The organism is Streptomyces sp. SLBN-31, from assembly GCF_006715395.1.
Taxonomy (GTDB): Bacteria; Actinomycetota; Actinomycetes; order Streptomycetales; family Streptomycetaceae; genus Streptomyces.
Genome location: NZ_VFNC01000001.1, coordinates 1,828,835 through 1,853,682 on the forward strand (window position 1 = coordinate 1,828,835; position 24,848 = coordinate 1,853,682).

19 protein-coding genes and 2 pseudogenes are annotated in these 24,848 nt (G+C 72.6%); 15 read left to right on the forward strand and 6 right to left on the reverse strand.

The features are described from left to right. The first annotated feature begins 47 nt into the window (after positions 1-47). Genes FBY22_RS08390 through FBY22_RS08400 form a run of 3 tightly spaced genes read left to right on the forward strand, consistent with a single transcriptional unit; the run spans position 48 to position 2,880 of the window. On the forward strand, positions 48-344 hold the full coding sequence (locus FBY22_RS08390) for a FeoA family protein (protein WP_142143740.1): 297 nt from the start codon (positions 48-50) through the stop codon (positions 342-344). Then, a complete protein-coding gene (locus tag FBY22_RS08395; protein WP_142143742.1) occupies positions 341-2,290 on the forward strand; it encodes a ferrous iron transporter B in 1,950 nt (649 codons plus the stop codon). The genes FBY22_RS08390 and FBY22_RS08395 overlap by 4 nt, the downstream gene beginning before the upstream one ends. Continuing rightward, the gene (locus FBY22_RS08400) at positions 2,287-2,880 is read left to right on the forward strand and encodes a NifU family protein (protein ID WP_222127749.1); all 594 of its coding nucleotides are present in this window, start codon (positions 2,287-2,289) and stop codon (positions 2,878-2,880) included. The genes FBY22_RS08395 and FBY22_RS08400 overlap by 4 nt, the downstream gene beginning before the upstream one ends. Here the strand turns inward: FBY22_RS08400 and FBY22_RS08405 are convergent. From FBY22_RS08405 to FBY22_RS08425, 5 genes are read right to left on the reverse strand one after another with little or no spacing between them, the layout of a single operon-like run. Continuing rightward, positions 2,843-3,478: a vitamin K epoxide reductase family protein gene (locus tag FBY22_RS08405; RefSeq protein ID WP_260844747.1), complete on the reverse strand. Its 636-nt coding sequence runs from the start codon at positions 3,476-3,478 to the stop codon at positions 2,843-2,845. The genes FBY22_RS08400 and FBY22_RS08405 overlap by 38 nt on opposite strands. Then, positions 3,475-4,257, reverse strand: coding sequence for a respiratory nitrate reductase subunit gamma (narI, locus tag FBY22_RS08410; RefSeq protein ID WP_142143746.1), 783 nt, complete (start codon positions 4,255-4,257; stop codon positions 3,475-3,477). The genes FBY22_RS08405 and narI (FBY22_RS08410) overlap by 4 nt, the downstream gene beginning before the upstream one ends. Beyond that, the gene (narJ, locus tag FBY22_RS08415; RefSeq protein ID WP_142143748.1) at positions 4,254-5,045 is read right to left on the reverse strand and encodes a nitrate reductase molybdenum cofactor assembly chaperone; all 792 of its coding nucleotides are present in this window, start codon (positions 5,043-5,045) and stop codon (positions 4,254-4,256) included. Before narJ (FBY22_RS08415) ends, narI (FBY22_RS08410) begins: the two co-directional genes overlap by 4 nt. Then, complete coding sequence (gene narH, locus FBY22_RS08420; protein ID WP_142143750.1) at positions 5,042-6,565, reverse strand: nitrate reductase subunit beta; 1,524 nt, start codon at positions 6,563-6,565, stop codon at positions 5,042-5,044. The genes narJ (FBY22_RS08415) and narH (FBY22_RS08420) overlap by 4 nt, the downstream gene beginning before the upstream one ends. A 1-nt stretch (position 6,566) precedes the next feature. Then, positions 6,567-10,262, reverse strand: a complete 3,696-nt coding sequence (locus FBY22_RS08425; RefSeq protein WP_142143752.1) for a nitrate reductase subunit alpha — start codon at positions 10,260-10,262, stop codon at positions 6,567-6,569. A 403-nt stretch (positions 10,263-10,665) separates the two neighbouring features. Here FBY22_RS08425 and FBY22_RS08430 point away from each other — a divergent pair, with 403 nt between their 5' ends. The 4 genes from FBY22_RS08430 to FBY22_RS08445 all read left to right on the forward strand — a co-directional run bounded on the left by FBY22_RS08430 (position 10,666) and on the right by FBY22_RS08445 (position 15,203). Then, positions 10,666-11,526 carry a DUF2249 domain-containing protein gene (locus tag FBY22_RS08430; protein ID WP_142143754.1) on the forward strand — a complete coding sequence of 287 codons (861 nt, stop codon included), beginning with the start codon at positions 10,666-10,668 and terminating at the stop codon, positions 11,524-11,526. Between the two features lie 40 nt (positions 11,527-11,566). Further along, positions 11,567-12,067 carry a hypothetical protein gene (locus tag FBY22_RS08435; RefSeq protein ID WP_142143756.1) on the forward strand — a complete coding sequence of 167 codons (501 nt, stop codon included), beginning with the start codon at positions 11,567-11,569 and terminating at the stop codon, positions 12,065-12,067. 895 nt (positions 12,068-12,962) lie between these two features. Then, positions 12,963-14,216, forward strand: coding sequence for a TIGR04053 family radical SAM/SPASM domain-containing protein (locus FBY22_RS08440; RefSeq protein ID WP_142143758.1), 1,254 nt, complete (start codon positions 12,963-12,965; stop codon positions 14,214-14,216). Between the two features lie 6 nt (positions 14,217-14,222). Continuing rightward, positions 14,223-15,203, forward strand: a complete 981-nt coding sequence (locus tag FBY22_RS08445) for an Acg family FMN-binding oxidoreductase (RefSeq protein ID WP_399210745.1) — start codon at positions 14,223-14,225, stop codon at positions 15,201-15,203. A 24-nt stretch (positions 15,204-15,227) separates the two neighbouring features. Here the strand turns inward: FBY22_RS08445 and FBY22_RS08450 are convergent, their stop codons facing one another. Then, on the reverse strand, positions 15,228-15,692 hold the full coding sequence (locus FBY22_RS08450) for a pyridoxamine 5'-phosphate oxidase family protein (RefSeq protein ID WP_142143760.1): 465 nt from the start codon (positions 15,690-15,692) through the stop codon (positions 15,228-15,230). A gap of 409 nt (positions 15,693-16,101) precedes the next feature. Between FBY22_RS08450 and FBY22_RS08460 the strand changes: the two genes are divergently transcribed. The 8 genes and pseudogenes from FBY22_RS08460 to FBY22_RS44740 form a co-directional block, all read left to right on the forward strand. Further along, the gene (locus FBY22_RS08460) at positions 16,102-16,431 is read left to right on the forward strand and encodes a hemerythrin domain-containing protein (protein ID WP_260844748.1); all 330 of its coding nucleotides are present in this window, start codon (positions 16,102-16,104) and stop codon (positions 16,429-16,431) included. A gap of 8 nt (positions 16,432-16,439) precedes the next feature. Further along, a complete protein-coding gene (locus FBY22_RS44730; protein WP_260844749.1) occupies positions 16,440-16,583 on the forward strand; it encodes a hypothetical protein in 144 nt (47 codons plus the stop codon). A gap of 103 nt (positions 16,584-16,686) precedes the next feature. Next, on the forward strand, positions 16,687-20,394 hold the full coding sequence (locus tag FBY22_RS08465) for a nitrate reductase subunit alpha (protein ID WP_142143764.1): 3,708 nt from the start codon (positions 16,687-16,689) through the stop codon (positions 20,392-20,394). 1 nt (position 20,395) lies between these two features. Continuing rightward, complete coding sequence (narH, locus tag FBY22_RS08470; RefSeq protein WP_142143766.1) at positions 20,396-22,069, forward strand: nitrate reductase subunit beta; 1,674 nt, start codon at positions 20,396-20,398, stop codon at positions 22,067-22,069. Beyond that, positions 22,066-22,713 (forward strand): nitrate reductase molybdenum cofactor assembly chaperone, encoded by a 648-nt coding sequence (gene narJ / locus FBY22_RS08475; RefSeq protein ID WP_142143768.1) that lies wholly within the window; start codon positions 22,066-22,068, stop codon positions 22,711-22,713. Before narH (FBY22_RS08470) ends, narJ (FBY22_RS08475) begins: the two co-directional genes overlap by 4 nt. After that, a complete protein-coding gene (gene narI / locus FBY22_RS08480; protein ID WP_142143770.1) occupies positions 22,710-23,477 on the forward strand; it encodes a respiratory nitrate reductase subunit gamma in 768 nt (255 codons plus the stop codon). The genes narJ (FBY22_RS08475) and narI (FBY22_RS08480) overlap by 4 nt, the downstream gene beginning before the upstream one ends. Positions 23,478-23,625: 148 nt before the next feature. Then, positions 23,626-23,733 (forward strand): annotated as a pseudogene (locus FBY22_RS44735) (3-oxoadipate enol-lactone hydrolase); the annotation flags it as partial. Between the two features lie 627 nt (positions 23,734-24,360). Next, positions 24,361-24,654: pseudogene (locus FBY22_RS44740) on the forward strand (hemerythrin domain-containing protein); the annotation flags it as partial. Between the last annotated feature and the right edge of the window lie 194 nt (positions 24,655-24,848).

The following is a 24,848-nucleotide window of genomic DNA, read 5'->3' on the forward strand; positions in this document are numbered from 1 at the left end:
TTAGCCTTGCCTCACAAGCCTCCCGGCGCGATGGGGTGGAGACGCACATGAGGGCTGTCGACGAGACCGACGAGATCGGCGTGACCGACGAGGTCGACGCGGCCGCGCCGCGCTCTCTGGCAGATCTGGACCCCGGGGCGCGGGCGGCGGTGACCGAGGTCCTCGGCCAAGGCCCCGCGGTCGTCCGGCGTCTGCACGACCTCGGGTTCACACCCGGGGCGGTGGTGGAGGTCGTACGCCGTGCTCCGCTGCGCGATCCGGTCCTGTACCGGGTCAAGGACTACGAGGTGTGCCTGCGCCGGACCGAGGCGGCGTGCGTGCGCGTCACCGGGGTGGAGCGGTGAGCGCCGGCTGCCACGACGCCGACGGCCGGCGGGTGACCGAGACCGGAACTCCCCGGATCGCCCTGGTCGGCGCCCCCAACTCGGGCAAGACCAGCGTCTTCAACGGGCTGACGGGCCTGCGCGCCAAGACCGGCAACTACCCCGGCGTGACCGTCTGCCGTTTCGTCGGAACCTCCCGCTCGGGGCGGCACCGCCACGTCGTGGAGGATCTGCCGGGCACCTACAGCCTGGAACCGATCAGCCCCGACGAGCAGATCACCGTTGACGTCCTGGACGGCCGGTCGGCGGGAACGGAGCGCCCCGACGCGCTGCTGGTCGTGGTGGACGCCACCACGCTGCGCCGTTCCCTGGGGCTCGTCGCCCAGGTCCTGGCCCGCGGGCTGCCCGCCTGCGTGGTGGTCACCTTCACCGACGAACTGGCCCGCCGACAGGGTCTGTTGAACGTCGACGACCTCGCGCGGGCCCTCGGCGTGCCGGCGCTGCCCGTGGTGGGCCACCGCGGCTTGGGCATCGCGCGGCTGCGCGAGCTGCTCAGCACCTGGCGCGGCTGGCCGACACCGGCCGTGCCGCCGCCCACCGACGCGGGCGAGCGGGACGCCTGGACGGAATCGGTCCTGGCCTTCGCCGGCTACCGGCCCCCCGAACGCCACCTGGTCACGCAGCGCGTGGACGCGGTGCTCCTGCACCCGGTGTGGGGGACCGTGGTGTTCTTCGCGGTGATGGCGCTGTTCTTCCAGACCGTCTTCACACTGGCCGCCCCCGTCCAGAACCGCGTCGAGGCGTTGTTCACCTGGCTGTCGGGCCAAGTGGACGCCCACGTCGGCAATCCATGGCTGTCCGGACTCCTGGGCGACGCCCTGATCGGCGGTGTGGGCGGCGTGGTGGTCTTCCTGCCGCAGATCATGCTGCTGTTCCTGCTCCTGGCCCTGCTGGAGGGCGTGGGCTACATGGCGCGGGCGGCGTTCCTGATGGACCGGGTGATGGCCCGCTTCGGACTGGAGGGCCGCGCGTTCGTGGCGCTGCTGTCGTCCTTCGCCTGTGCCGTCCCCGGCATCATGGCGACCCGCACCCTCCCCTCGGCCAGGGACCGCCTGGCCACGATGATGGCCGCCCCGCTGATGACCTGCTCGGCGCGGCTCCCGGTGTACGTCCTGCTCATCGGCCTGCTGGTGGACCCCGGGACCCGGGTCGGCCCGTTCGGCGCGCAGGGCCTGGTCATGTTCGGCCTGTACCTGCTGGGAGCCGTCTCCGCGATGCTGGCCGCCTGGGCGTTCAAGAGGATCGGCGACCGCGGCGGCGCGGCCGTGCCGTTCTTCATGGAGATGCCGCCCTACCGGCTGCCCGCCCCGCGCGCGGTGCTGGTCGCGATGTGGTCCTCCGCGCGGGCCTTCCTGCGCAAGTGCACGACCGTCATCGTCGCCACCAGCGTCCTGCTGTGGCTGCTGCTGAACCTGCCCCTGCACACGGACGCGCAGCTGCGCACGGCCGGCGTCGACACCACCGACGCCGTGGCGGTGTCCGCGTACACCGTCGACCACAGCTACGCCGCCGGCCTGGGCCGCCTGGTCTCCCCGGTCTTCGACCCGCTCGGCTTCGACTGGCGCATCAACGTCGGCGTGCTGTCCGCCCAGGCCGCCCGCGAGACCTTCGTCGCCACCCTGGGCCAGGTCGCCGCCGCCGAGGACCCCGAACAGCCGCAGCAGGCACTGCGGTCCATGACGCACACCGGCGGACCCCGCGCCGGGGAACCGGTGTTCACCGCGCCGACCGTCGCCGCCCTGCTGGTCTACTTCGTCTACGCGCTGCAGTGCATGGCCACCGTCGCCGTCCTGCGCCGGGAGACCGGGACCTGGCGATGGCCGGCGACCGCCTTCGGTTATCTGACCGTCCTGGCCTGGCTGATGGCCTACCTGGCCCGCACGGTCACCGTGCTGCTGGGCGGGTGAGCCGCGCCATGGTCCCCCTGCACCCCCAGCCCACGGGCCGGCCCGACGAACTGCGCTGGATCGTCCCGGCCGGGACACTCACCGGCACCGGCGCGCTCGCCCGGGTACCGGCGGCGCCGGCCGCGCTCCTCGCGGACGGCACCCTCGCCGCGATCTCCCTGGAGGCCACGGCGGTCGTCACCCGTCTGGGGCCGGGCCGCACCTGGGCCGAGGACGGCCCCCGGGTACGTACCGCGCTGCACACGGCTCTCGAGGACCCCGCCGGATGGATCGTGGACGCCGGCGCGGGCCCCGGTGCCGACGACGCCGCGCTGTACGGGGTGGTGGTCGAGGTACTGGCCGGTGAGACGGGCGACTTCGTCCGCTCCCACGGCGGTGGCATCGACCTCGTCGACGTGACGGACGGCGTCGTCACCGTCTGCCTCCGCGGCGCCTGCCACGGCTGCCCCGCCTCCTGGCTCACCCTGCACCAGCGGCTGGAGCGCCGGATACGGCAGCGCCATCCCGCGCTGCGGGAGGTTCGCGACATCGCCGCGCCGCCGGGCTCGCCGCTCAGACCAGGCCGCTCCAGTAGGACCAGAAACGGGTGAGCACCAGCATCACGATCACCCCGTACCAGCCCGCCAGCAGCAGCCCGTGGGTGTCCCGCAGGACCGTGACCACGCCGCGAGGCGCGCGCAGGATCCCGCGTTCCAGGCAGTGCAGGGTCAGGTACCAGAACAGGGCGATGGTGACCACCCAGACCCCGGCGCAGTAGGGGCAGAGCTTGTTCAGTTCGTACAGGGACTGGCCCATCAGCCAGTGGACGAAGACCACTCCGACCAGTGCCCCGGCGTCCAGCGCGAGCCACAACCGGGGGTGCAGACGGGCCCCGGCCAGCACGGCGACGCCCAGAGCGGCCACGGCGGCGAAGGCGCCCAGCCCGAGCAGCATGTTGGGGAACCCGAAGAGACTGCCCTGGGCGCTGGACATGACGCTGCCGCAGCTCACGACGGGGCTGATGTTGCACGGCGGCCGGTAGGCGGGGTTCTTCAGCAGCCGCCAGTCGTCCACCGTGAGCTGGAAGGAGGCGAACCAGCCGAGGACCCCGGCCACGAGCATGACGTAGCCGGTACGGCGTCCGGCGCCCACCGCGCGCGTACGCGGGGCGGGCACCGTGTCCGGGGCGGGTGCGAGGTCGCCGCTCATGCCGCGCGGCGCGAGCCGGAGGAGGACTCCGTTCGGACGGCCGACGCCGGGGCGGGCGGTGTGCCGGCCCGCCGCCGGTAGACCAGGTAGGGCCGAACGAGATAGCCGACCGGGGCGCTCCACACGTGCACGAGCCGGGTGAAGGGCCAGGCGGCGAAGAGCAGGCAGGCGCTCAGGGCGTGCAGCTGGAACAGCAGCGGCGCCCCGGAGATCGCCTCGGGCTGCGGGCGCAGGGTGAAGACGCCGCGGAACCAGACGGAGACGGTCTCCCGGTAGTCGTAGCCGCCGCCGAGGACGTTGTGCACGGCGGTGGCGCTGAAGCCCAGCAGGACCGTGAGGGAGAGGAGGGGGAAGAGCAGCTTGTCGCTGCGGTCGGTGGTGAGGCGGATCCGGCGGGCGAGCAGCCGGCGGGCGCACAGCATGCCCAGGCCCGTGACCATGGCGACCCCGGCGACCGAACCCAGCGCGACGGCCGTGGTGTGGTAGGCGTGTTCGCTGATCCCGGCCGCCTCCGTCCAGGACGCGGGGACGGCGAGGCCGACGACGTGTCCGGCGATCACGGCGAAGGCGCCGAGGTGGAACAGCGGGCTGCCCCAGCGCAGCCAGCGGTGCTCGAGCAGCTGGCTGGTGCGCGAGGTCCACCCGAACTGGTCCTGGCGGTACCGCCAGACGTGCCCCACCACGAACACGGCGAGGCAGATGTAGGGGAACGCGGTCCACAGCAGCAGATCGGTGCTGCTCGCCGCGGCGGTGGCCGACAGGGTCAGCGGGGCGTTCATCGGGGGCCTTCCGTACGGCTGGTCGGGGCGGGCGGTACCCGGGTCGGCGGGGCGGGCGGCGGCGGCACGAAGGTGCCCGGAGGCGCGAACTCGCCGTCTCCGTAGGTGCCGTAGGGGTCCAGTCCGACGTCCTCGTTGGGCGGGCCCTCGGCGACGAGCCGGGCCACCGCCTCCCGGTCGGCCTCGGTGGGCGGCGGCAGCAGGGTGAGCAGCGAGGCCAGGACGTGCCGGTAGGGCGAGTCGGCGTCGGTCAGCGCCCGGTGGATCAGCTCCAGCCCTCGGCGGTGCTGGCGCAGCGGTGCCTCACCGCCACCCGGGCCCGCCAGGGCGGCGAACTCCAGGACGACCGGGAGGTGGTCGGGCACCTCGCCCCCGTCGGTGTCCCAACCGGCCGCGCGGTAGCGTTGGTTCAGGGTGAGCAGGGCCATGCCGCGGCGCCGGGTGTCGCCGTGCAGGTAGTAGGTGAGATAGAGGCTGCTCTTGCGGCGCAGGTCGAACATCTCGACGTAGTGCCGTTGCAGTGCCTCGGGCTCCTGCGCGGCGAACCAGTCGGTGAAGCGTGCCAGGTACTCCGCCGCCGGGGTGTCCGGCAGGGCCGCCACCACGGTCGTCAACTCGGCTCGTGAATCGGTCAGTTCCTCGTCCGGGTACTGCAGCAGCAGCGACACCAGCCGCAGGGTCAGTGCCCGGCCGGCGGTCTCCTCGGGCGTGAGCCGACCGGGCCGGCGTACGGCGGCCCGGACGCGGGTGCGCACGAGCGCGGGAATCGTCGTCGGCAGGGGGCTCATGCTCGTCCTCCGTCGGATGCGCGGCGCAGGGTGGGGATGCCGAGCATCACCTTGCGGGGCTGGGGGTCGCCGGTGGTCTCCACCGGGCAGCGGTTCTCCATGGCGCTCAGCGCGGCCGCGTCCTCCTTGTGCGCGGCCGGCACGACGTAGCGGTCGGCGTACTTGGCGACGGCGAGCAGCCGGTGCAGGTCCTCGGCCTCTCCGGTGGTGAGCCCGACGGCCGCCAGCGCCTTCTCGTCGGCCTGCTCGCCGAGTGTGCGCGAGCGCATGTGGGAGCGGAGCGCGGTGAGTTTCATCAGCACTCCGGCCACCACGTCGGTGTCGCCGGCGGTGAACAGCTCCGCCAGGTACTCCAGCGGGATGCGCAGCCGGGTGACGGCGGCGAAGACGTGGTCGGGGTCGTCCTGGTCGCCGCCCGCGCCGGTGACGGCGTCCAGCACCGGGGACAGCGGCGGCACGTACCAGACCATGGGCAGCGTGCGGTACTCCGGGTGCAGCGGCAGGGCGACCCGGTAGCGGCAGACCAGGTCGTACACGGGGGAGCGGCGGGCGGCCGCCAGCCAGTCCTCCGGAATGCCCGACTCCCGTGCTGCGGCGATCACCTCGGGGTCGTTCGGGTCGAGGAAGACCCCTCGCTGGGCGTCCAGCAGGTCCTGTTCGTCGGCGGTGGCCGCGGCCTCGCCGACGCGGTCGGCGTCGTACAGGAGCAGTCCGAGGTAGCGCAGTCGGCCGACGCAGGTCTCCGAGCAGACGGTCGGCTGGCCGGCCTCGATGCGCGGGAAGCAGAACGTGCACTTCTCGGCCTTGCCGGTGGCGTGGTTGACGTACACCTTCTTGTACGGGCACGCCGTCACGCACATCCGCCAGCCCCGGCAGCGGTCCTGGTCGACGAGGACGATGCCGTCCTCGGTCCGCTTGTACATCGCGCCCGACGGGCAGGCGGAGACGCAGGCGGGGTTGAGGCAGTGCTCGCACAGGCGGGGCAGGTGGAAGAGGAAGGTCTGCTCGAACTCGAACTTCACCTTCTGCGCCCACTCGCCGGAGAGGTTGGGGTCGCCGCCGGCGTGTTCGGGCGCGCCGCCCAGGCCGTCCTCCCAGTTGGCGCCCCAGGTGATGGCGGTGGGCCGGCCGGTCAGCACGGAGCGGGGGCGGGCGACCGGGATGTCCTGCCCGGCCGGGGCGCCGACGAGGTTGTCGTAGTCGTAGGTGACCGGCTCGTAGTAGTCCTCGATGGACGGCAGGTCGGGGTTGGCGAACAGCGACAGCAGCCGCCTGACCCGGCCGCCGGAGCGCAGGACGAGCCGTCCGCGCTTGTCGAGCATCCAGCCGCCCTTCCACTGCTCCTGGTCCTCGTAGCGGCGCGGATAGCCGACTCCGGGCTTGGTCTCGACGTTGTTGAACCAGGCGTACTCCACGCCGGTGCGGTTGCTCCACGTCTGTTTGCAGGTGACGGAACAGGTGTGGCAGCCGATGCACTTGTCGAGGTTCATCACCATCGCCACTTGGGCCAACACACGCATGTCAGTACTCCACGTCCTGCGAGCGACGGCGGATGACCGTGACCTCGTCGCGCTGGTTTCCGGTCGGGCCGTAGTAGTTGAATGCGTAGGTGAACTGCGCGTAGCCGCCCGCGAGATGGGTGGGCTTGAGCAGCAGCCGGGTCAGGGAGTTGTGAATGCCGCCCCGCTTGCCGCTGACCTCGGTCTTCGGCACGTTCACGTTGCGGTCCTGGGCGTGGTACATGTACACCGTGCCCTCGGGCATGCGGTGGGTGACCACGGCGCGGGCGGCGACGACGCCGTTGCGGTTGTAGGCCTCGATCCACTCGTTGTCCTTCACGCCGATCTTCTCGGCGTCGGTGGTCGACATCCAGATCACGGGACCGCCGCGGGACAGGTCGAGCATGTACTTGTTGTCCTGGTAGTTGGAGTGGATGGACCACTTCGAGTGCGGGGTGAGGTAACGCACCGTCACCTCCGCGCGTCCGTCCCGCAGCTGCTCGTCCCCGTAGTGCCGGGGCGTGTTCAACGGCGGCCGGTAGACGGGCAGTTGCTCGCCCAGCTCGGTCATCCAGTCGTGGCTGACGAAGAAGTGCTGGCGGCCGGTGAGGGTGTGCCATGGCTTGCGGTGCTCGGTGTTGATGACGAACGGCGAGTAGCGCCGCCCGCCGGTCTCCGAGCCCGACCACTCGTAGGAGGTGATGACCGCCCGGGGCTGGGTGCGGGTGTCGGCGAACGTGATCCGTTCCGCCTCCCGCTCGGCGGAGAGTTCGACCAGTCCCTCGCTGCCCGTCTGCTCCTGCAGCCGGCGGAAGCCCTCCGTGGCCAGGCGTCCGTTGGTGGTGCCGGACAGGGCGAGGATCGCCTCGCACATGTCGGTCGCGGTGGCCAGCGACGGGCGGCCGGCGGCCACACCCTCGCGGACGGTGCCGTTGCGGTGGCGCAGGTCCTCGATCTCCCGGTCGGGGTGGACGGTGACGCCCTTGGTGGTCGTGCCGAGCGTGTCGAGGAGCGGGCCGACCGCCCGCATCTTCTGCGCCACGGCCGTGTAGTCGCGTTCGACGGTGACGAGCTTCGGCATGGTCCGGCCCGGGACGGGCTCGCACTCGCCGGCCTTCCAGTCCCGCACCACACCGCCGGGCTGGGCGAGTTCGTCGGGGGTGTCGTGCTGCAGCGGCACCGCCATGACGTCGGTGCGCGTGCCCAGGTGCTCGACGGCGAGCTCGCTGAACCGGTCCGCGATCGTCAGGAAGGTGTCGTAGTCGGTGCGCGCCTGCCAGGGCGGTGCGATGGCCGGGGTGAAGGCGTGCACGAAGGGGTGCATGTCCGTCGACGACAGGTCGTCCTTCTCGTACCAGGTCGCGGCCGGCAGGACCACGTCGGCGAGCAGGCCGGTGGAGGTCATCCGGAAGTCCATCGCGACCAGCAGGTCGAGCTTGCCCTCGGGCGCCTCGTCGTGCCAGACGACCTCCTGCGGCCGGTGCTCGGGCGGGGTCTCGGCGGAGCGGACGGCCGCGTCCGTGCCCAGCAGATGGCGCAGGAAGTACTCGTTGCCCTTGCCGGAGGAGCCCAGCAGGTTGGCCCGCCACACCGTCAGCACGCGCGGGAAGTTGGCCGGGTCGTCCGGGTCCTCCACGGCGAACCTCAGCCGCCCCGACTTCAGTTCGTCGACGACGTGCTCGGCGACCGGTCGCCCCTGGGCCGCGGCCTCGTCGGCCAGGTCCAGCGGGTTGCGGTCGAAACCGGGGTGGCCGGGTGTCCAGCCCAGCCGTACCGCCTGCGCGAGGGTGTCGGCGAACCCCTTGCCCTTGAAGCGGCCCGAACCGAGCGGCGACGCCAACTCCTCGGGCCCGAAGGCCTCGTAGCGCCACTGGTCGGTGTTCAGGTACCAGTACGAGGTGCCCGCCATGTGCCGAGTGGGCCGCTGCCAGTCGAAGGCGAACGCCAGATGCTGCAACCCGGTGACGGGACGGACCTTCTCCTGGCCGACGTAGTGCGCCCAGCCGCCGCCGTTGACGCCCTGGCAGCCGGTCATCGTCGTCAGCGCCAGGAACGCGCGGTAGATGGTGTCGGAGTGGAACCAGTGGTTGGTCCCGGCGCCCATCGCGATCATCGAACGGCCCTGCGTGCGCTCCGCGTTGCGGGCGAACTCACGGGCGATACGGGCGGCCTGCTCGGCCGGCACCGAGGTGACGGTCTCCTGCCAGGCCGGGGTGTACGGCTGCGAGGCGTCCTCGTAGGAGGTGGGCCAGCTGCCCGGCAGGCCGGGGCGGTGGACACCGTACTGGGCGAGCATCAGGTCGAAGACGGTGGTCACCAGACGGCCGCCGACCGTGCGGACCGGCACCCCGCGCGTCATCACCGAACCGCCCTCGGTGGGGCCCTCGTCGAAGCGCGGCAAGGCGATCTCGGCCGTCTCATCGGCCGAACCCAGCAGGCTCAGCTCCGGTATGACATCGCCGAGTTCGAGGTTCCAGCGGCCCCGCTCGGCCTCCCCCCAGCGGAAGCCGAGCGAGCCGTTGGGCACCACCGGTTCACCGGTGGCCGCGTCCAGGAGCACCGTCTTGGACTCCGCGTGCTCCGTGTCGTGCCCGAGGTCGGCCGCGGAGAGGAACCCGTCCGGGACCAGACCGTGCTCGCTCTCGCGCAGGGTCACCAGGAACGGCGCGTCCGTGAACGACCTCAAGTAGTCGCGGAAGTATGGAACTTCACGGTCGACCAGGAACTCGCGCAGGATCACGTGCCCCATCGCCATGGCCAGCGCCCCGTCCGTGCCGGGATGCGGGGCGAGCCATTCGTCGGCGTGCTTGACGTTGTCGGCGTAGTCCGGGCTCACCGCGACGACCTTGGTGCCGTTGTAGCGGGTCTCGGTCAGGAAGTGCGCGTCGGGCGTGCGCGTCACGGGGATGTTGGAGCCCCACATCACCAGGTAGCCGGCGTTCCACCAGTCGGCCGCCTCGGGCACGTCCGTCTGGTCGCCGAAGACCTGCGGCGAGGCGATCGGCAGGTCGGCGTACCAGTCGTAGAACGACAGCAGCGTGCCGCCGATCAACGACATGAACCGGGCCCCCGCGGCGAACGACGCCATCGACATCGCCGGGATCGGCGAGAACCCCGCGACGCGGTCGGGCCCGTACTCCTTGACGGTGTGCACCTGCGCGGCGGCCACCAGCTCGGCCACCTCGTCCCAGTCGGCGCGCACCAGACCGCCCTTGCCGCGCGCCCGCTTGTAGGCGCGGGCCTTCGCCGGGTCGGAGGTGATCTCCGCCCACGCCGCCACCGGGTCGCCCAGCCGCCGGCGCGCCTCGCGCCACAGCTTCAGCAGCGCGCCCCGCACATACGGGTAGCGCACCCGGCTGGGCGAGTACGTGTACCAGGAGAACGACGCGCCCCGGGGGCAGCCGCGCGGCTCGTACTCCGGGCAGTCGGCGCCGATCGACGGGTAGTCGGTGGCCTGGTGCTCCCAGGTGATGATGCCGTCCTTGACGTACACCATCCACGAGCAGGAGCCCGTGCAGTTCACGCCGTGCGTGGAGCGCACCACCTTGTCGTGCGCCCACCGCTCCCGGTAGAAGCCCTCCCACTTGCCGTCGTTCTCACCGAACACGGCCCGGCCGTCGGCCGAGACCTCACGCCGCGTCAGCAGCCGACGGGCCGCGAGCGGCCAGCCCTGCTCGCCGCGCGGCCGATCCCGCCGAGCGTTTTGATCGTTCTCCATGGCTCGGAACGCTAGGCGGCGCGTCCCCTGGTGCGCCTGGGGCCGGCGGTCCTGGCCGGGCGGCCTTCCGGCCCAGTTCCGGCGGTGCCGACAGGGCCCAATGGTCCCCATGGTGGGGTCCGGTCGGCGGGCGAGGAGGGTGGGCCCGGCGATGCATTCTGAGCACTGATCGAACCGCGGATGCCAAGGCGCGGCCACGACCGCGCGCCGTACTCGTCGGCGGCCGTCACCCCGTCCCAGGCCGCCTGGGTCACGGCGAGCACGGAGTGTGCCGCCCGGATCGGTCGTGCGTCCGGCCGCCTCGCGCGGCCGGACGCGTCCGCCCCGCGTCGGCGCGCACCCGTGGCCGCCGCCACCCGAACCGGCCGGCCACGCCGGCCGTCGACCCGTTGGAGACACCGTCATGAGCGTGCTCACCGTCGCGTCGGCCCCCGAGGACGCCGTCGCTCTCGAGGGCGCCGAGGCCCACCAAGCCCGTACGGCGGCGGAACTGGCCGGGCGGGTGGCGCTGCTGACCACCGCGGCGGGCACCGACCCGAGCGCGGCCGAGCGGGTCCGCGCCGGTCTCGTGGCCTTCTGCGACCGGGAGGTGCTGCCGTACGCGGCGGCCGAGGAGGCCGTCCTCTACCCCGTCGCGCGGACCATGCCCGACGCCCGGCTGCTGATCGTGAGCCTGGTGGCCGAGCACCGCTGCCTCGCCGCGCTCGTGGACGCGATGCGCGAGGCGGCGCCGGCGGACGCGGTGGCCGAAGCCCGGGCCCTGCAGGTCCTGTTCGAGGAACACAGCGCCAAGGAGAACGGCCTGGTGCTGCCCCTGCTGGCCATGGCCCCCGGCGTCTCCCTGGCCACCCTCCTCACCCGACTCCACGACCGCCTTCCACCGGCCCCGGGCACGGAACGGGACGGCGCCCCGACGCACGGCCGGCCGGAGACGGCGAAGCCCGGGAAGACCGGCGGCTGCGGCTGCGGCGGTGCGCCGGAGACGGCGAAGCCCGAGGAGGCGTCGGGCGGTTGCGGCTGCGGCGGTGCGCCGGAGACGGCCGCTCCCGAACTCGACGTCCGCGCCGTTCCGCACGCCCTGCGCCACGCCACCGTCCTCGGCGCCCTCGACGCCGTCCCCGCGGGCGGCGCGATGGTGCTGGTCGCGCCGCACGACCCGCTTCCGCTGCTCGCCCGGATCGAGGAGCGGCACCCCGGAGTCTTCTCGGTGGAGTACCTGGAGCGGGGCCCCGAAACCTGGCGGCTCCGGCTCGGCCACCGCTGACACCCCTTTCACCACCCCGAGTTACGAAGGAAGACCCGTTATGAAGGCTGCGCCCCGCCGGACCAACGCCCTGATCGGCCTGGTCGGCATCGCCCTGTCCGCCGCCGGGCCCGTCATGCTGCTGCGAGGCCGCAGCGGCCGCAAGGAGATACGAGCCGAACTGACGGCACAGCGGATCGCCTTCCCGGACCACGGACTTCCCGCCCACCTGGCCCGCTTCACCGGGTGCCGGGTGGAGACCGGTCACGAGGCCCACGCCTACGCCGATCTCATCAAGGACCATCTCGCCCAGGCGACCGGCGGCCGCACCTACGCGGAGATCACCGACGAACTCCACGCCGGCGGAGGCGAGGACGACAAGCTCGCCCAGCTGCGGCAGACCGCCTTCATGGGGGAGACCCTGCGCGGCTCGCTGCTGTCCGCCTGCCAGGCCTGGCACCTGACCACCCTCGTCATGGGCCTCGGCACCCTGCTGACCGCCACCGGAGCAGCCCTCCTGGCCACCGCCACCGGCCTGGAATCCCAGCCCCGCCGCCCCTGACCGACCGGCGCCACCGGCCCACACGGCCGCCCCGCCGCCCCTGACCGACCGGCGCCACCGGCCCACACGGCCGCCCCGCCGCCCCTGACCGGCCGGCCGGACGCCCGGCCGCGCCGCGCCTCACCGTCCGGCTCCCCGCCCCTCACCGGCCGGTGCGGCCGCCGCCCCCGGCCCGGATGTGGAGCCCCGCGGCCGGTGACGGGCCGGCATCCGGATCCTCACCGGTCCGGCGCCGGTCGCCACAGCCGGCCGGACGTCCGGCTCCCCGCCCCTCACCGGCCGGTGCGGCCGCCGCCCCCGGCCCGGATGTGGAGCCCCGCGGCCGGTGACGGGCCGGCATCCGGATCCTCACCGGTCCGGCGCCGGTCGCCACAGCCGGCCGGACGTCCGGCTCCCCGCCCCTCACCGGCCGGTGCGGCCGCCACCCCCCGGCCCGGATGTGGAGCCCCGCCGCCGGTGACGGGCCGGCATCACCGGTCTGCCAGCGCCCGGCCTGACCGTCCGGCGTCACCGGTCTGCCGGCCCGGCCCGACCGTCCGGCGTCACCGGTCTGCCGGCGCCCGGCCCGACCGCTCCTGACCGTCCGGCGTACCGGTCTGCAAGCCCAGCCCCGCCCGCCGCCCCTGACCGGCCGTAGGTCAAGGGACCCTCGGCCCCTCGGAGGGGACTGGTCGGCCGCCGCGCCGGACCGTGTCGACTCCGCATGATGATCACGACCGACCCGGAGGTATCCCGTGCACCACCGCAAGCCGCGCCTGTGCGGCCGTTTCCGTCGCCGTCCCTCGGCACAGGCGCCGCGCACGGTCCGAGCCGGTCATCGTCCGGCCGCCCGCCTCGTCTGCCCTGACTCCAGGGCGGCCGGACACAGTCTCCGGGCTCGGGGGAGGGCGGGCAGGTGAGCACCGCCGTACGGGCCGTGCGCCGTCAGCGGCACGACGCGGCGGAGCGCCCGTTCATCGTCATCTGGGAGTCCACCCGGGCCTGCCCGCTGGCCTGCCTGCACTGCCGGGCCGAGGCCGTGCCGCGCCGTGACCCCCGCGAACTGGACACCGCCGAGGCCAAGGACCTGCTGCGTCAGGTAGCCGAGTTCGGGCAGCCCGCCCCGCTGTTCGTGATCACCGGCGGGGACCCGTTCCAGCGCCCCGACCTCACCGAACTCATCGCCCACGGCAGGCGGATCGGGGTCCGGGTCGCCGTCTCGCCTTCGGGCACCCCCACGCTCACCGAGGAACGGCTGCGTGCCGTGCACGCCGCGGGCGCCTCCGGGCTCTCGCTCAGTCTGGACGGTTCCACCGCCGAGGTGCACGACACCTTCCGCGGGGTGCCCGGCGTCTACCGCTGGACCCTGGACGCCTGGGACACCGCCCGCTCCCTCGGCATGAAGGTGCAGATCAACACCACGGTCGCCCGGCACAACCTGCACGACCTCCCCGACATCGTCCGGCTGGTCGCCGAGCACGGGGCGATGCTGTGGAGCGCCTTCTTCCTGGTGCCCACCGGCCGCGGCCGCGACCTCGGCGCACTGACCCCGGCCGAGACCGAGGACGTGCTCAACTTCGTCCACGACGTGGGCCTGACCGTGCCCGCCAAGACCACCGAGGCCCACCACTTCCGCCGCGTCGCCCTGCAGCGCCGAATCCTCGCGGACCGCGGCGAGGACCATGTCGCGGTCCTCGGTCTCGGACCCCTGTACCGCGAACTGCGCGACCGGGCCGCCGAGTTGGGCCTGAACGCCGAAGTGCGCCGGGTGCGGCGCCCGCCGCTGGACGTCAACGCCGGCCGCGGATTCGTCTTCGTCTCGCACACCGGCAGCGTCCACCCCAGCGGCTTCCTGCCGCTCAGCGCGGGAAACGTGCGCACGTCGCCGCTGACGTCCGTCTACCGCACCTCGCCGCTGTTCACCGGCCTGCGCACCCCCGACATGCTCCAAGGCCGTTGCGGGGCTTGCGAGTTCCGCGAGGTCTGCGGCGGCTCGCGGTCACGGGCGTACGGCGTCACCGGCGACCCCTTCGCCGAGGAGCCGTGGTGCGGCTACAGGCCCGGCTCCTTCCCCCACCAGCGGGAGCTGGCCGCGCTGCTGAACGGGGAGGCCGGCGAGGAACAGGCGGGAGGCGGCGGCCGCCCGCACCGCAGCAGCTGCAAGGAGTGAGGACCCGTGCTGTACGCCCCAAGCCCCGCCCTGGACTCGGCCACCGTGGAGTCGCTGCTCGCGGCGGCCGTGGCGGCCCCGTCGATCCACAACACCCAGCCGTGGCGCTTCCACGTGGACCCCCGCGACCGGCTGCTCGAGGTCCACGCGGTGCCGGAGCGGACGCTGCCGCTGACCGATCCCACCCACCGCGCCCAGCACCTGTCCGTGGGCGCCGCCGTCTTCAACCTCCGGCTCGCGGCCGTCCACCACGGACTGCGGCCCGAGGTGGCGCTCCTGCCGGACCCGTGCGAACCGGGGCTGCTGGCCACCGTACGGCTGACGGCTCCGTCCGCCGGGGACGACCGGCTGCCGGACCACGGCCTGTACGCGGCCATCGCGCGCCGGCGCACCAGCCGGCTGCCGTTCACCGGGCGCCCGGTGCCCGACCCCGTCGTGGCGGAGATGGTGACGGCCGCGCACGCCGCCGGAGCACGCCTGCACCTGCCGGACATCGCCGGGACGAGGCGGCTGCTGCGGCTGACCGCCGCGGGCGAGGCACGCAACCACGCCCACCCCGACCGCACCGCCGAAACCCGGACCTGGCTCAGGACGCCGGGGTCGGACATTCCCTACGGCATCCCCGTCACCGCCCTCGGCCCGCCCGACGCGGCCGCCCGGATACCGATGCGGGACTTCACCGGCCGGCTGCCCGGCCCCCGCCTGCCCGCCCTGGGATTCGAACGTCATGTCCAGACGGCCCTGTTGTGGACGTCGCACGACCGCCGGGAGGACTGGCTGCGGGCGGGCCAGGCACTGCAGTACGTCCTGCTCACGGCGACCGCCCACGGCCTGCGCACCTCCCTGCTGCACCAGGCCATGGAGTGGCCCGACCTGCGCAGGGCGGCGGCCCTGCCACGAGCCGGGCGGTGCCATCCGCACATCCTGATCAGGTTCGGCTACGGGCGGGACGGCGCCCGCACCCCGCGCAGCGATCCGCGGGGCTGACCCCCACCGGGGACGGCACGACGTTCAGGTACCGGTCCCCGCGGGGTGCGCGGCGCCGGCACCGTTCGGCGCCTCGTCGAGGGCTCCGTTGAGCTCGCGCCCGGTGACCATCTCTGCCTCGATCCGGACGAAGACGCCGTCCCGCGGGGGCATCCAGGAGATGGGCCCGGTCCGGGACAGCCGCTCGTGCTCGGCCGGGTCGGTCACCACGGCGGCCCGGCCGGTGACGATCACGCTCCAGCCGGAGCGGGTGACCGCGTCGAACTCGTCCGCCTCGAAGGCGACCACGACGCCGTCGACGGCCCGTACCAGGTCCGAGGAGGGTGAGGTGTACATCAGGACGGCGGAGTCCGCGTCGAGGGAGAAGTTGATGGGCGTGACCGCGGGCAGCGCCTGACGGGTGTACACGACGCGGCCGACCGGCACCTTGGCCAGCAGGCGCAGACTCTCCTGTCGGTCGAGTGCGCGGAAGCTGTCTGACTGGAACATCCGTCCATCGTCGGCTGGCGTGTACGAAGCGGGTAGGGCCGACCGGCCCTTGGCGCGTGTGTCGAAAGTCCCGCCCGCCCGACGGCGTCCGGCACGCACGCTCGCGGCGGTGCTGAAACGCGCGAACAGCTCCGCTGTCAGGGCGCTCCGGCGCCTTGCGATCGCACGCGCCAGACGCCGCGGGGCCCGCCCTTCGGGCGGACGACGGGACTTTCGACACACGCCCCAGTGCGGCAGGCGGGACGTCCGTCCTCCGTGGGGGACCGTCGGCCCCTGCCGCCGGCGGATCCGGGGGCGCACTGTGGTGGACGGAGCGCCGTTTCGGCGTGGGCGTCCCGGCACAGGGGAGCCGTGGGCGTCCCGGCACAGGAGCCGTCTGCGTCCGGCACAGGAGTGAGGAGAGACACCGGTGTGCGAGTACTGCGGCTGCCAGTCCCTGGCGTCCATCGACGAGCTGACCCGTGAGCACGACGAGGTCGTCCGTCTGATCAGCCACCTCCGCAGCGCCCACCAGGACGCCGACGTGGCGCGGATGGCCCGGGTCGCCCGCGAGATCACCGCCGTGCTCGGCCCCCACACGCGGGTCGAGGAGCACGGACTGTTCCCCGCGATGGCCCTCGACTTCCCGGAGCAGATCGCCGCCCTGGAGGCCGAGCACCGCCACATCGAGTCGGTGCTCGCCGAACCGAGGCCGCCGACGGCGCCGCACCGTCCGATCCGTCCTGGCCCGAGCGGCTGATGGCGGCGATGGCCGTGCTGCGCGACCACATCCTGAAGGAACAGGACGGGGTCTTCCCGGCCGCGCTCGCCACCCTGGGCACCGAGGAGTGGGAAGCGGTCGAGAAGGTACGCGCGCAGGCGGGCGGCGCCCTGTCCGGGCCAGCCGTTTGACCCACTGCTGTTGACCTTCCCGGGGGCGTCGGTCGTAGAGTCGTGAACGGCCGGACTCGATCACGACTCGAACGGGCCTGCACGCCCGGGGCGGAGTGGCACGGTGGGCACGGAAACCAGCCGGACACGCGCGGGCCTCGACGGCGAACTGACGGACGCCCTGGTGCGCTCACGCCGGTTCTTCACCCGGGCGGAGGTCTCCGAGGACCTGCGCACCCTGCACCGCAGCGGCGGGCGCCAGGCGGACGAGTTCTACCGGGACCGCTGGTCGCACGACAAGGTGGTGCGCTCCACGCACGGCGTGAACTGCACCGGCTCCTGCTCGTGGAAGGTGTACGTCAAGGACGGCATCATCACCTGGGAGGCGCAGCAGACCGATTACCCCTCGGTCGGCCCGGACCGCCCCGAGTACGAGCCGCGCGGCTGCCCGCGCGGAGCGGCGTTCTCCTGGTACACCTACTCGCCCACCCGGGTGCGCTACCCGTATGTACGCGGCGTGCTGCTGCGGATGTACCGCGAGGCCAAGGCCCGCCTGGGCGACCCGGTGGCGGCCTGGGCGGACGTCGTCTCCGACCCCGAACGCGCCCGCCGCTACAAGCAGGCGCGCGGCAAGGGCGGCCTGGTCCGGGCGAGCTGGGACGAGGCGGTGGAGATGGTGGCCGCCGCACACGTGCACACGATCAAGGAGTACGGCCCCGACCGGCTGGCCGGCTTCTCACCGATCCCGGCGATGTCGATGGTCTCCCACGCGGCCGGAGCGCGCTTCTACTCACTGCTGGGCGGGGTGATGCTGTCGTTCTACGACTGGTACGCCGACCTTCCGGTGGCCTCGCCGCAGGTCTTCGGCGACCAGACGGACGTACCGGAGTCGGGGGACTGGTGGGACGCCGGTTACCTGATCATGTGGGGCTCCAACCTGCCCGTCACCCGAACCCCGGACGCGCACTGGATGGCCGAGGCCCGTTACCGCGGCCAGAAGGTGGTGGCGGTCTCCCCGGACTACGCCGACAACGTCAAGTTCGCCGACGAGTGGCTCGCGGCCCGGCCCGGCACCGACGGGGCGCTGGCGATGGCGATGGGCCACGTCGTCCTCAAGGAGTTCTTCGTCGACCGGCCCACGCCGTACTTCACCGACTACGTCAAGCGGTACACGGACCTGCCCTTCCTGGTCACCGTCGAGGAAGGCGAGGACGGCACGTACACGCCGGGCAAGTTCCTGACCGTGGCCGACCTGGGCGGTGAGCACGCCGCGACGGAACACGCCGAGTTCCGCACCGTGCTGCTGGACGGCGCCACCGGGCGGCCCGTCGTGCCGAACGGCACCCTCGGTGACCGCTACGGCGAGACGGGCGCCGGCAAGTGGAACCTGGACCTCGCCGGCGTCGACCCGCTGCTGTCCGCCGAGGGCGCCGGCGAGGAACCCGTGCCGCTGGAGCTGCCCCGCTTCGACACCGAAGGCGGCACGGACCGGCTGCGCCGCGGGGTGCCGGTGCGACGGGTGGCCGGCCGCCTGGTGACCACCGTCTACGACCTCCTGCTCGCCCAGTACGGCGTGGCCCGCGCCGGACTGCCCGGCCGCTGGCCCACCGGTTACGACGACGCGAGCGAGCCGTACACCCCCGCCTGGCAGGCCGCCGTCACCGGCGTGGACGCGGGCAAGGCGGCCCGGATCGCCCGGGAGTTCGCGGCCAACGCCGAGGAGTCCGGCGGCCGGTCCATGATCATCATGGGGGCGGGGACGAACCACTGGTTCCACTCCGACACCATCTACCGCGCCTTCTTGACGCTGACCACGCTGACCGGCTGCCAGGGCGTCAACGGCGGCGGCTGGGCCCACTACGTCGGCCAGGAGAAGGTCCGCCCGCTCACCGGCTACTCGGCGATCGCGACCGCGGCCGACTGGAACCGGCCGGCCCGGCAGATGATCCAGACCGCCTACTGGTACCTGCACGCCGACCAGTTCCGTTACGACCCGTTCTCCGCCGACACCCTCGCGGCGCCCGGCGCCGGCGGCCCGTTCGCCGGGAGGACCACCGCCGATGTCATCGCCGCCTCGGCGCGCATGGGCTGGATGCCGTCGTACCCGACCTTCGACCGCAACCCCCTCGACCTGGCCGACGAGGCCGAGGCGGCGGGCCGTCCGGTCGCCGAGCATGTGGTGGACGAGCTGACAGCCGGCCGGCTGGGGTTCGCGGGCGAGGACCCGGACGCGCCCGAGAACTTCCCGCGGGTGCTCACCGTGTGGCGGGCCAACCTGCTCGGCTCCTCGGCGAAGGGCAACGAGTACTTCCTCAAGCACCTCCTGGGCACGGAGTCCTCGGTGCGCGCCGCCGAGGCCCCACCCGAGGCCCGCCCGAGGGACGTGGTGTGGCGCGAGGAGGCCCCGGCCGGAAAACTCGACCTGCTGCTGACCCTGGACTTCCGCATGACCAGCACGACCGTCTTCTCCGACGTCGTGCTGCCGGCCGCCACCTGGTACGAGAAGCACGACCTGTCCAGCACGGACATGCACCCCTTCGTGCACGCTTTCAACCCGGCCATCGCCCCGCCCTGGCAGACCCGCACCGACTGGGACGCCTTCCACACCCTCGCCCGCGAGTTCAGCCGCCAGGCCGCCGGACACCTCGGCACCCGCAAGGACGTGGTGGCCGCGCCGCTGCTGCACGACACTCCCGACGAACTGGCCAACCCGCACGGCCGGGTCCGCGACTGGAAGGCCGGTGAGTGCGAGCCCGTGCCGGGCCGCACCATGCCCAGGCTCGTGACCGTCGAGCGGGACTACGGCGCGATCGCCGACAAAATGGGCGCCCTCGGCCCCCTGCTGGACTCCCTCGGCGCCACCACCAAGGGCGTCACCTTCCACGTGGACAAGGAGCTGCAGTACCTGCGGCACAAGAACGGTGTCGTACGCGGCTCGGCGGCCGACGGCCGGCCCTCGCTCACCCGGGACGTGGACGCCTGCGAGGCGATCCTCGCCCTGTCCGGCACCACCAACGGCCACCTGGCGACCCAGGGCTTCCACACCCTGGAGGCCCGCACCGGACGGCAATTGGCCGACCTGGCCGCCGAGCACGAGGGCAAGCAGATCACCTTCGCGGACACCCAGGCGGCCCCCGTCCCGGTCATCACCAGTCCCGAGTGGTCCGGCTCGGAGACCGGCGGCCGCCGCTACTCCCCGTTCACCGTCAACGTCGAACGCCTCAAGCCCTGGCACACCCTCACCGGCCGCCAGCACTTCTACCTCGACCACGACTGGATCGCCGCCCTGGGCGAACAACTTCCCGTCTACCGGCCGCCGTTGGACATGCACGCCCTGTTCGGCGAACCACAGGTGGGGGAGAACGGCCGACTCGGCCTGACCGTGCGCTACCTGACCCCGCACAACAAGTGGTCCATCCACTCCGAGTACCAGGACAACCTGTTCATGTTGTCCCTCTCCCGCGGCGGCCCGACGATCTGGATGAGCACCCAGGACGCGGCCAAAGTGGGCGTGCGGGACAACGACTGGGTCGAGGCGGTCAACCGCAACGGCGTCGTCGCCGCCCGCGCGATCGTCTCGCACCGCATGCCCGAGGGCACTGTCTACATGCACCACGCCCAGGACCGGCTCATCGACGTGCCCCGTACCGAGACCACCGGCCGGCGCGGCGGCATCCACAACTCCCTGACCCGGCTGCTGATCAAACCCACCCATCTCATCGGCGGCTACGCCCAGTTGTCGTACGCCTTCAACTACCTCGGCCCCACCGGCAACCAGCGGGACGAGATCACCGTCATCCGCCGCCGCGCCGACCAGGAGGTGGAGTACTGACATGCGTGTCATGGCCCAGATGGCGATGGTGATGAACCTCGACAAGTGCATCGGCTGCCACACCTGTTCCGTCACCTGCAAACAGGCGTGGACCAACCGCACCGGCGTCGAGTACGTGTGGTTCAACAACGTCGAGACCCGCCCCGGACAGGGCTACCCCCGCCGCTACGAGGACCAGGACACCTGGAAGGGCGGCTGGGAACTCAACAAGAAGGGACGGCTCGCGCTGAAGGCGGGCGGCCGGTTCAGGAAACTGATCCAGATCTTCTCCAACCCCGTACTGCCCACCCTCGACGACTACTACGAGCCGTGGACGTACGACTACGAGACCCTGACCAACGCCCCGCTGCAGGAGCACACCCCGGTCGCCCGCCCCAAGTCCCTGATCTCCGGCAAGGACATGAAGATCGCCTGGTCGGCGAACTGGGACGACGACCTCGGCGGCTCCGCGGCGACGGGCGAGAAGGACGTGCTGCTGCGGGAGATCTCCACGAAGATCAAGCTGGAGTTCGAGCAGAGCTTCATGTTCTACCTGCCGCGCATCTGCGAGCACTGCCTCAACCCCTCGTGCGCCGCATCCTGCCCCTCCGGTGCCATCTACAAGCGCACCGAGGACGGCATCGTCCTCGTCGACCAGGACCGCTGCCGGGGCTGGCGGATGTGCGTGACGGGATGCCCGTACAAGAAGGTGTACTTCAACCACCGCACCGGCAAGGCCGAGAAGTGCACCTTCTGCTTCCCGCGCGTCGAGGTCGGCCTGCCCACCGTCTGCTCCGAGACGTGCGTCGGCCGGCTGCGCTACATCGGCCTCGTCCTCTACGACGCCGACCGGGTGCTCCAGGCCGCCTCCACGCCCGACGAGAAGGACCTCTACGAGGCCCAGCGCGACGTGCTCCTCGACCCCGCCGACCCGGAGGTCGTCCGTGAGGCGGAGCGGGCGGGCATCCCCCGCGACTGGATCGAGGCCGCCCGGCGCTCCCCGGTCCACGCCCTGATCAACACCTACAAGGTCGCCCTGCCACTGCACCCGGAGTACCGCACCCTGCCGATGGTCTGGTACATCCCGCCGCTGTCGCCGGTCGTCGACGCCGTCCGGGACACCGGCCACGACGCCGAGGACCACACGAACCTCTTCGCCGCCGTCGACGCCCTGCGCATCCCGGTGGACTACCTCGCCCAACTCTTCACCGCCGGCGACCCCGGCCCGGTGGACGCGGTGCTGCGCCGCCTGGCCGCCATGCGCTCCTACATGCGCGACATCAACCTCGGCCGCGAACCGGACGCGTCCATCCCCGAGGCGGTCGGCATGGGCGAGGAACAGATGTACGACATGTACCGGCTGCTGGCCCTCGCCAAGTACGACGAGCGCTACGTCATCCCGCCCGCCCACGCCGAACAGGCCCACCAGCTCGAGGAACTGGCCACCGAGTGCAGCCTCGACTACGAGGGCGGCCCGGGCATGGGCGGCTCCGGCCCCTTCGGCGAGACCTCCGGCGGCGCCGCGCCGATCGCGGTGGAGAACTACCGGGCCCTGCGCGACCGGCAGACTGCGGAGACCCCCGCGGCCCCCGTGGACAAGGCCACCCGGGTCAACCTCCTCAACTGGGACGGCAAGGGCTCCCCGCCCGGCCTGTTCCCGCCCACGGAGGACGACGGGAACGGCTCCGCGTCATGAGGCCGACCGCCGCCGACCTCCGTGCCGCCCTGGTCTGGCAGGCGCAGTCGCTGCTCCTGGCCTACCCCGACGAACAGCTCCCCGACCGCCTCACCCTGGCCCTCAGGGTCGCCGCCGCCCAGCCCGGACCGGTCGCACGCCCGCTCAGGCGCTTCGCCGAGCACGCCGCCCGTACCCCGCTGCCGGAGCTGGCCGCCGACTACGTCGCCACCTTCGACCACCGCAAACGCTGCTGCCTCTTCCTGACGTACTACGCACACGGTGACACCAGGAAACGCGGCCTCGCCCTGCTGCGTCTGAAGCAGACCTACGCACGGGCCGGGTGGCGGCTGACCGAGGAGGAACTGCCCGACCACCTCGCCGTCGTCCTGGAGTTCGCCGCCGCCGAGCCCGCCCTCGGAGACCGGCTGCTCGACGAACACCGCGCCGGACTGGAACTGCTGCGGCTCGCCCTGCGCGACGCCGCCTCCCCCTGGGCGGACGTCCTGGAGTCCGTGTCCGCCACCCTGCCGGCACTGCGCGGCGACGAACGCGAGGCCGTCATGCGCCTCGCCGCCCAGGGGCCGCCCGAGGAACAGGTCGGCCTCGACCCGTACGCACCCCCGCAGTTCCTGCCCGACCCCACCATGAGGGGCTCCCGATGACCATGTCCGCCCAGCCCCTCACCGTCGCGGCCGGCACCGGCACCGGCGCCGTCCTGCTGTGGGTCGCCCTGCCCTACGTCGCCCTCGCCGTGTTCGTCCTCGGCCACGTCTGGCGCTACCGCTACGACAAGTTCGGCTGGACCACCCGCTCCTCCCAGCTGTACGAGCGCCGCCTGCTGCGCATCGGCAGCCCGCTGTTCCACTTCGGCATCCTCGTCGTCCTGCTGGGCCACATCGGCGGTCTGGTCATTCCCAAGAGCTGGACGGAGGCGGCGGGCATCGGCGAGGACGCCTACCACGCCTCGGCCGTCGTCCTCGGCACCATCGCGGGCGTGTGCACGCTCGGCGGACTGGCGATCCTCGTCTACCGCCGCCGTACCGTCGGACCCGTCTTCTCCGCCACCACCCGCAACGACAAGGCCATGTACGTCCTGCTGACCGCGACCATCGTGCTCGGCCTGTCGGCCACCGTGGCCGCCAACCTCGTCGGCGGCGGATACGACTACCGCGAGACCATCTCCCTGTGGTTCCGCGGCGTCTTCTCCCTGCGCCCCGACCCCAACCGGATGACCGGCGCCCCCGTCCTGTTCCAGCTGCACGCCGTCAGCGCCATGCTGCTCTTCGCCGCCTGGCCCTTCACCCGCCTCGTGCACATGCTCACCGCCCCGCTCGGCTACCTCACCCGCCCCTACATCGTCTACCGCAGCCGCGACGACCGGCTCGGCGCCCGCGCCCCCCGCCGCGGCTGGGAACGCATCGGGTGACCGGCCCGCCCGCGCGGTCGTGCCGTGGGCGGCGGCCGGAGCGGAGATCATCCGGAGCCCGGAACGCCATGCCACTCCCCAGGCCTTCACCCGATCCCACCCGCATTCTCACGACCTGCGTCTGAGGGGCACAGTCGGATGTGGGAGCGTGAGTCGGGTGAGTGAGAGTTCGTCCAACACCCTGCAATACCGCTTCGACGGGCCGGAAGACGCCCCTGTCCTGATCCTCGGTCCGTCCCTGGGCACCACCTGGCACAGGTTGTAGGGACCGTCCAGGGGTGTCTACGCCAGTCCATCGGGGGCGCGAAACGGCAGGTCAGGGCCTCGGAGTCCGAGAGTGTCCGCCCAGTTGGTGACAGCTGTGTGATAGCGCGTGACACCGCGAAGCCCCGTTGGAAACCATGGCGACGGGGCTTCTGCGCGGAGCCGCGAGACGGAGGCCCCACCGGAGCACTTCGGTGGGGCCTGCGGTGAGACCGGCTGCGCCGGCGGGCGGATGCGGTCGCCACCTCATGCAAGTCCGCGTTCCTCCGGCGCCTTCACGGGTGCGCCTGATTTGCGATCGCGTCCTAGTTCGATGAGGCGCCCCTCATTCACTAGGAGTCGTCGTCACAGAAGGCGACGTACGGGGGACTGGGCGTTGGCGGGGCGGACGCCGGCCTGGCCCCGCCTGCTCTCGGACGGCCCGTGGCAAGACCCGCGGCCCAGCGGGCGCGCCCGGCCGGTGTGACGGCCGTGTCCGGGGGCAGGGCGACACCCGCGACCACGGGGCGGCGAACTCGCGTGCCCGGGCGCCACCCGTCCGCGCGTACCGCCGCACCGGCCCGCGCAGGTCAGCCCCCCCCCAGACGGTGCGGCTCCTCGCCGGGGATGCATCCGCCGGGGCTGCGAGCCCTCGGACAGCAGGTTCGACTCCCTCGTCAGCCGGCTGAAGACGTCCGTCACCGACCACGTCGCGGACGAGGAGAACCGGCTGTTCACACTGCTGGCCGATGCGTGCTCCGCGGAGGCTCTGGAGGAACTCGGCGAGAAGGTCAGGGCGGCGAAGAAGACGGCACCCACCCGTCCTCACCCGTCCGCACCGGACACACCGCCCGCCAACAAGCTTCTGGCGCCCGGCACCGGCATGGTCGACCGACTGCGCGACATGCTCACCGGTCGAGGTCGGCAAGGGTGAAGCCGTAGCGGCAGGTTGCTCCGCGAGAGGCGACGATGCGATGGCTTCCGGCTTGCTGGTCTCTCCGTCCGCGCAGGCGTCTTCCTGCAGCCACCGCAGTGCACGGGACCTGACGGCTGCGTTTCCGGAGACAGCCGAGGCCGCCGAAGCGTTCGGGGAGGGCGTCGTCCTTGACGGTGAGGCTGTGATCCACC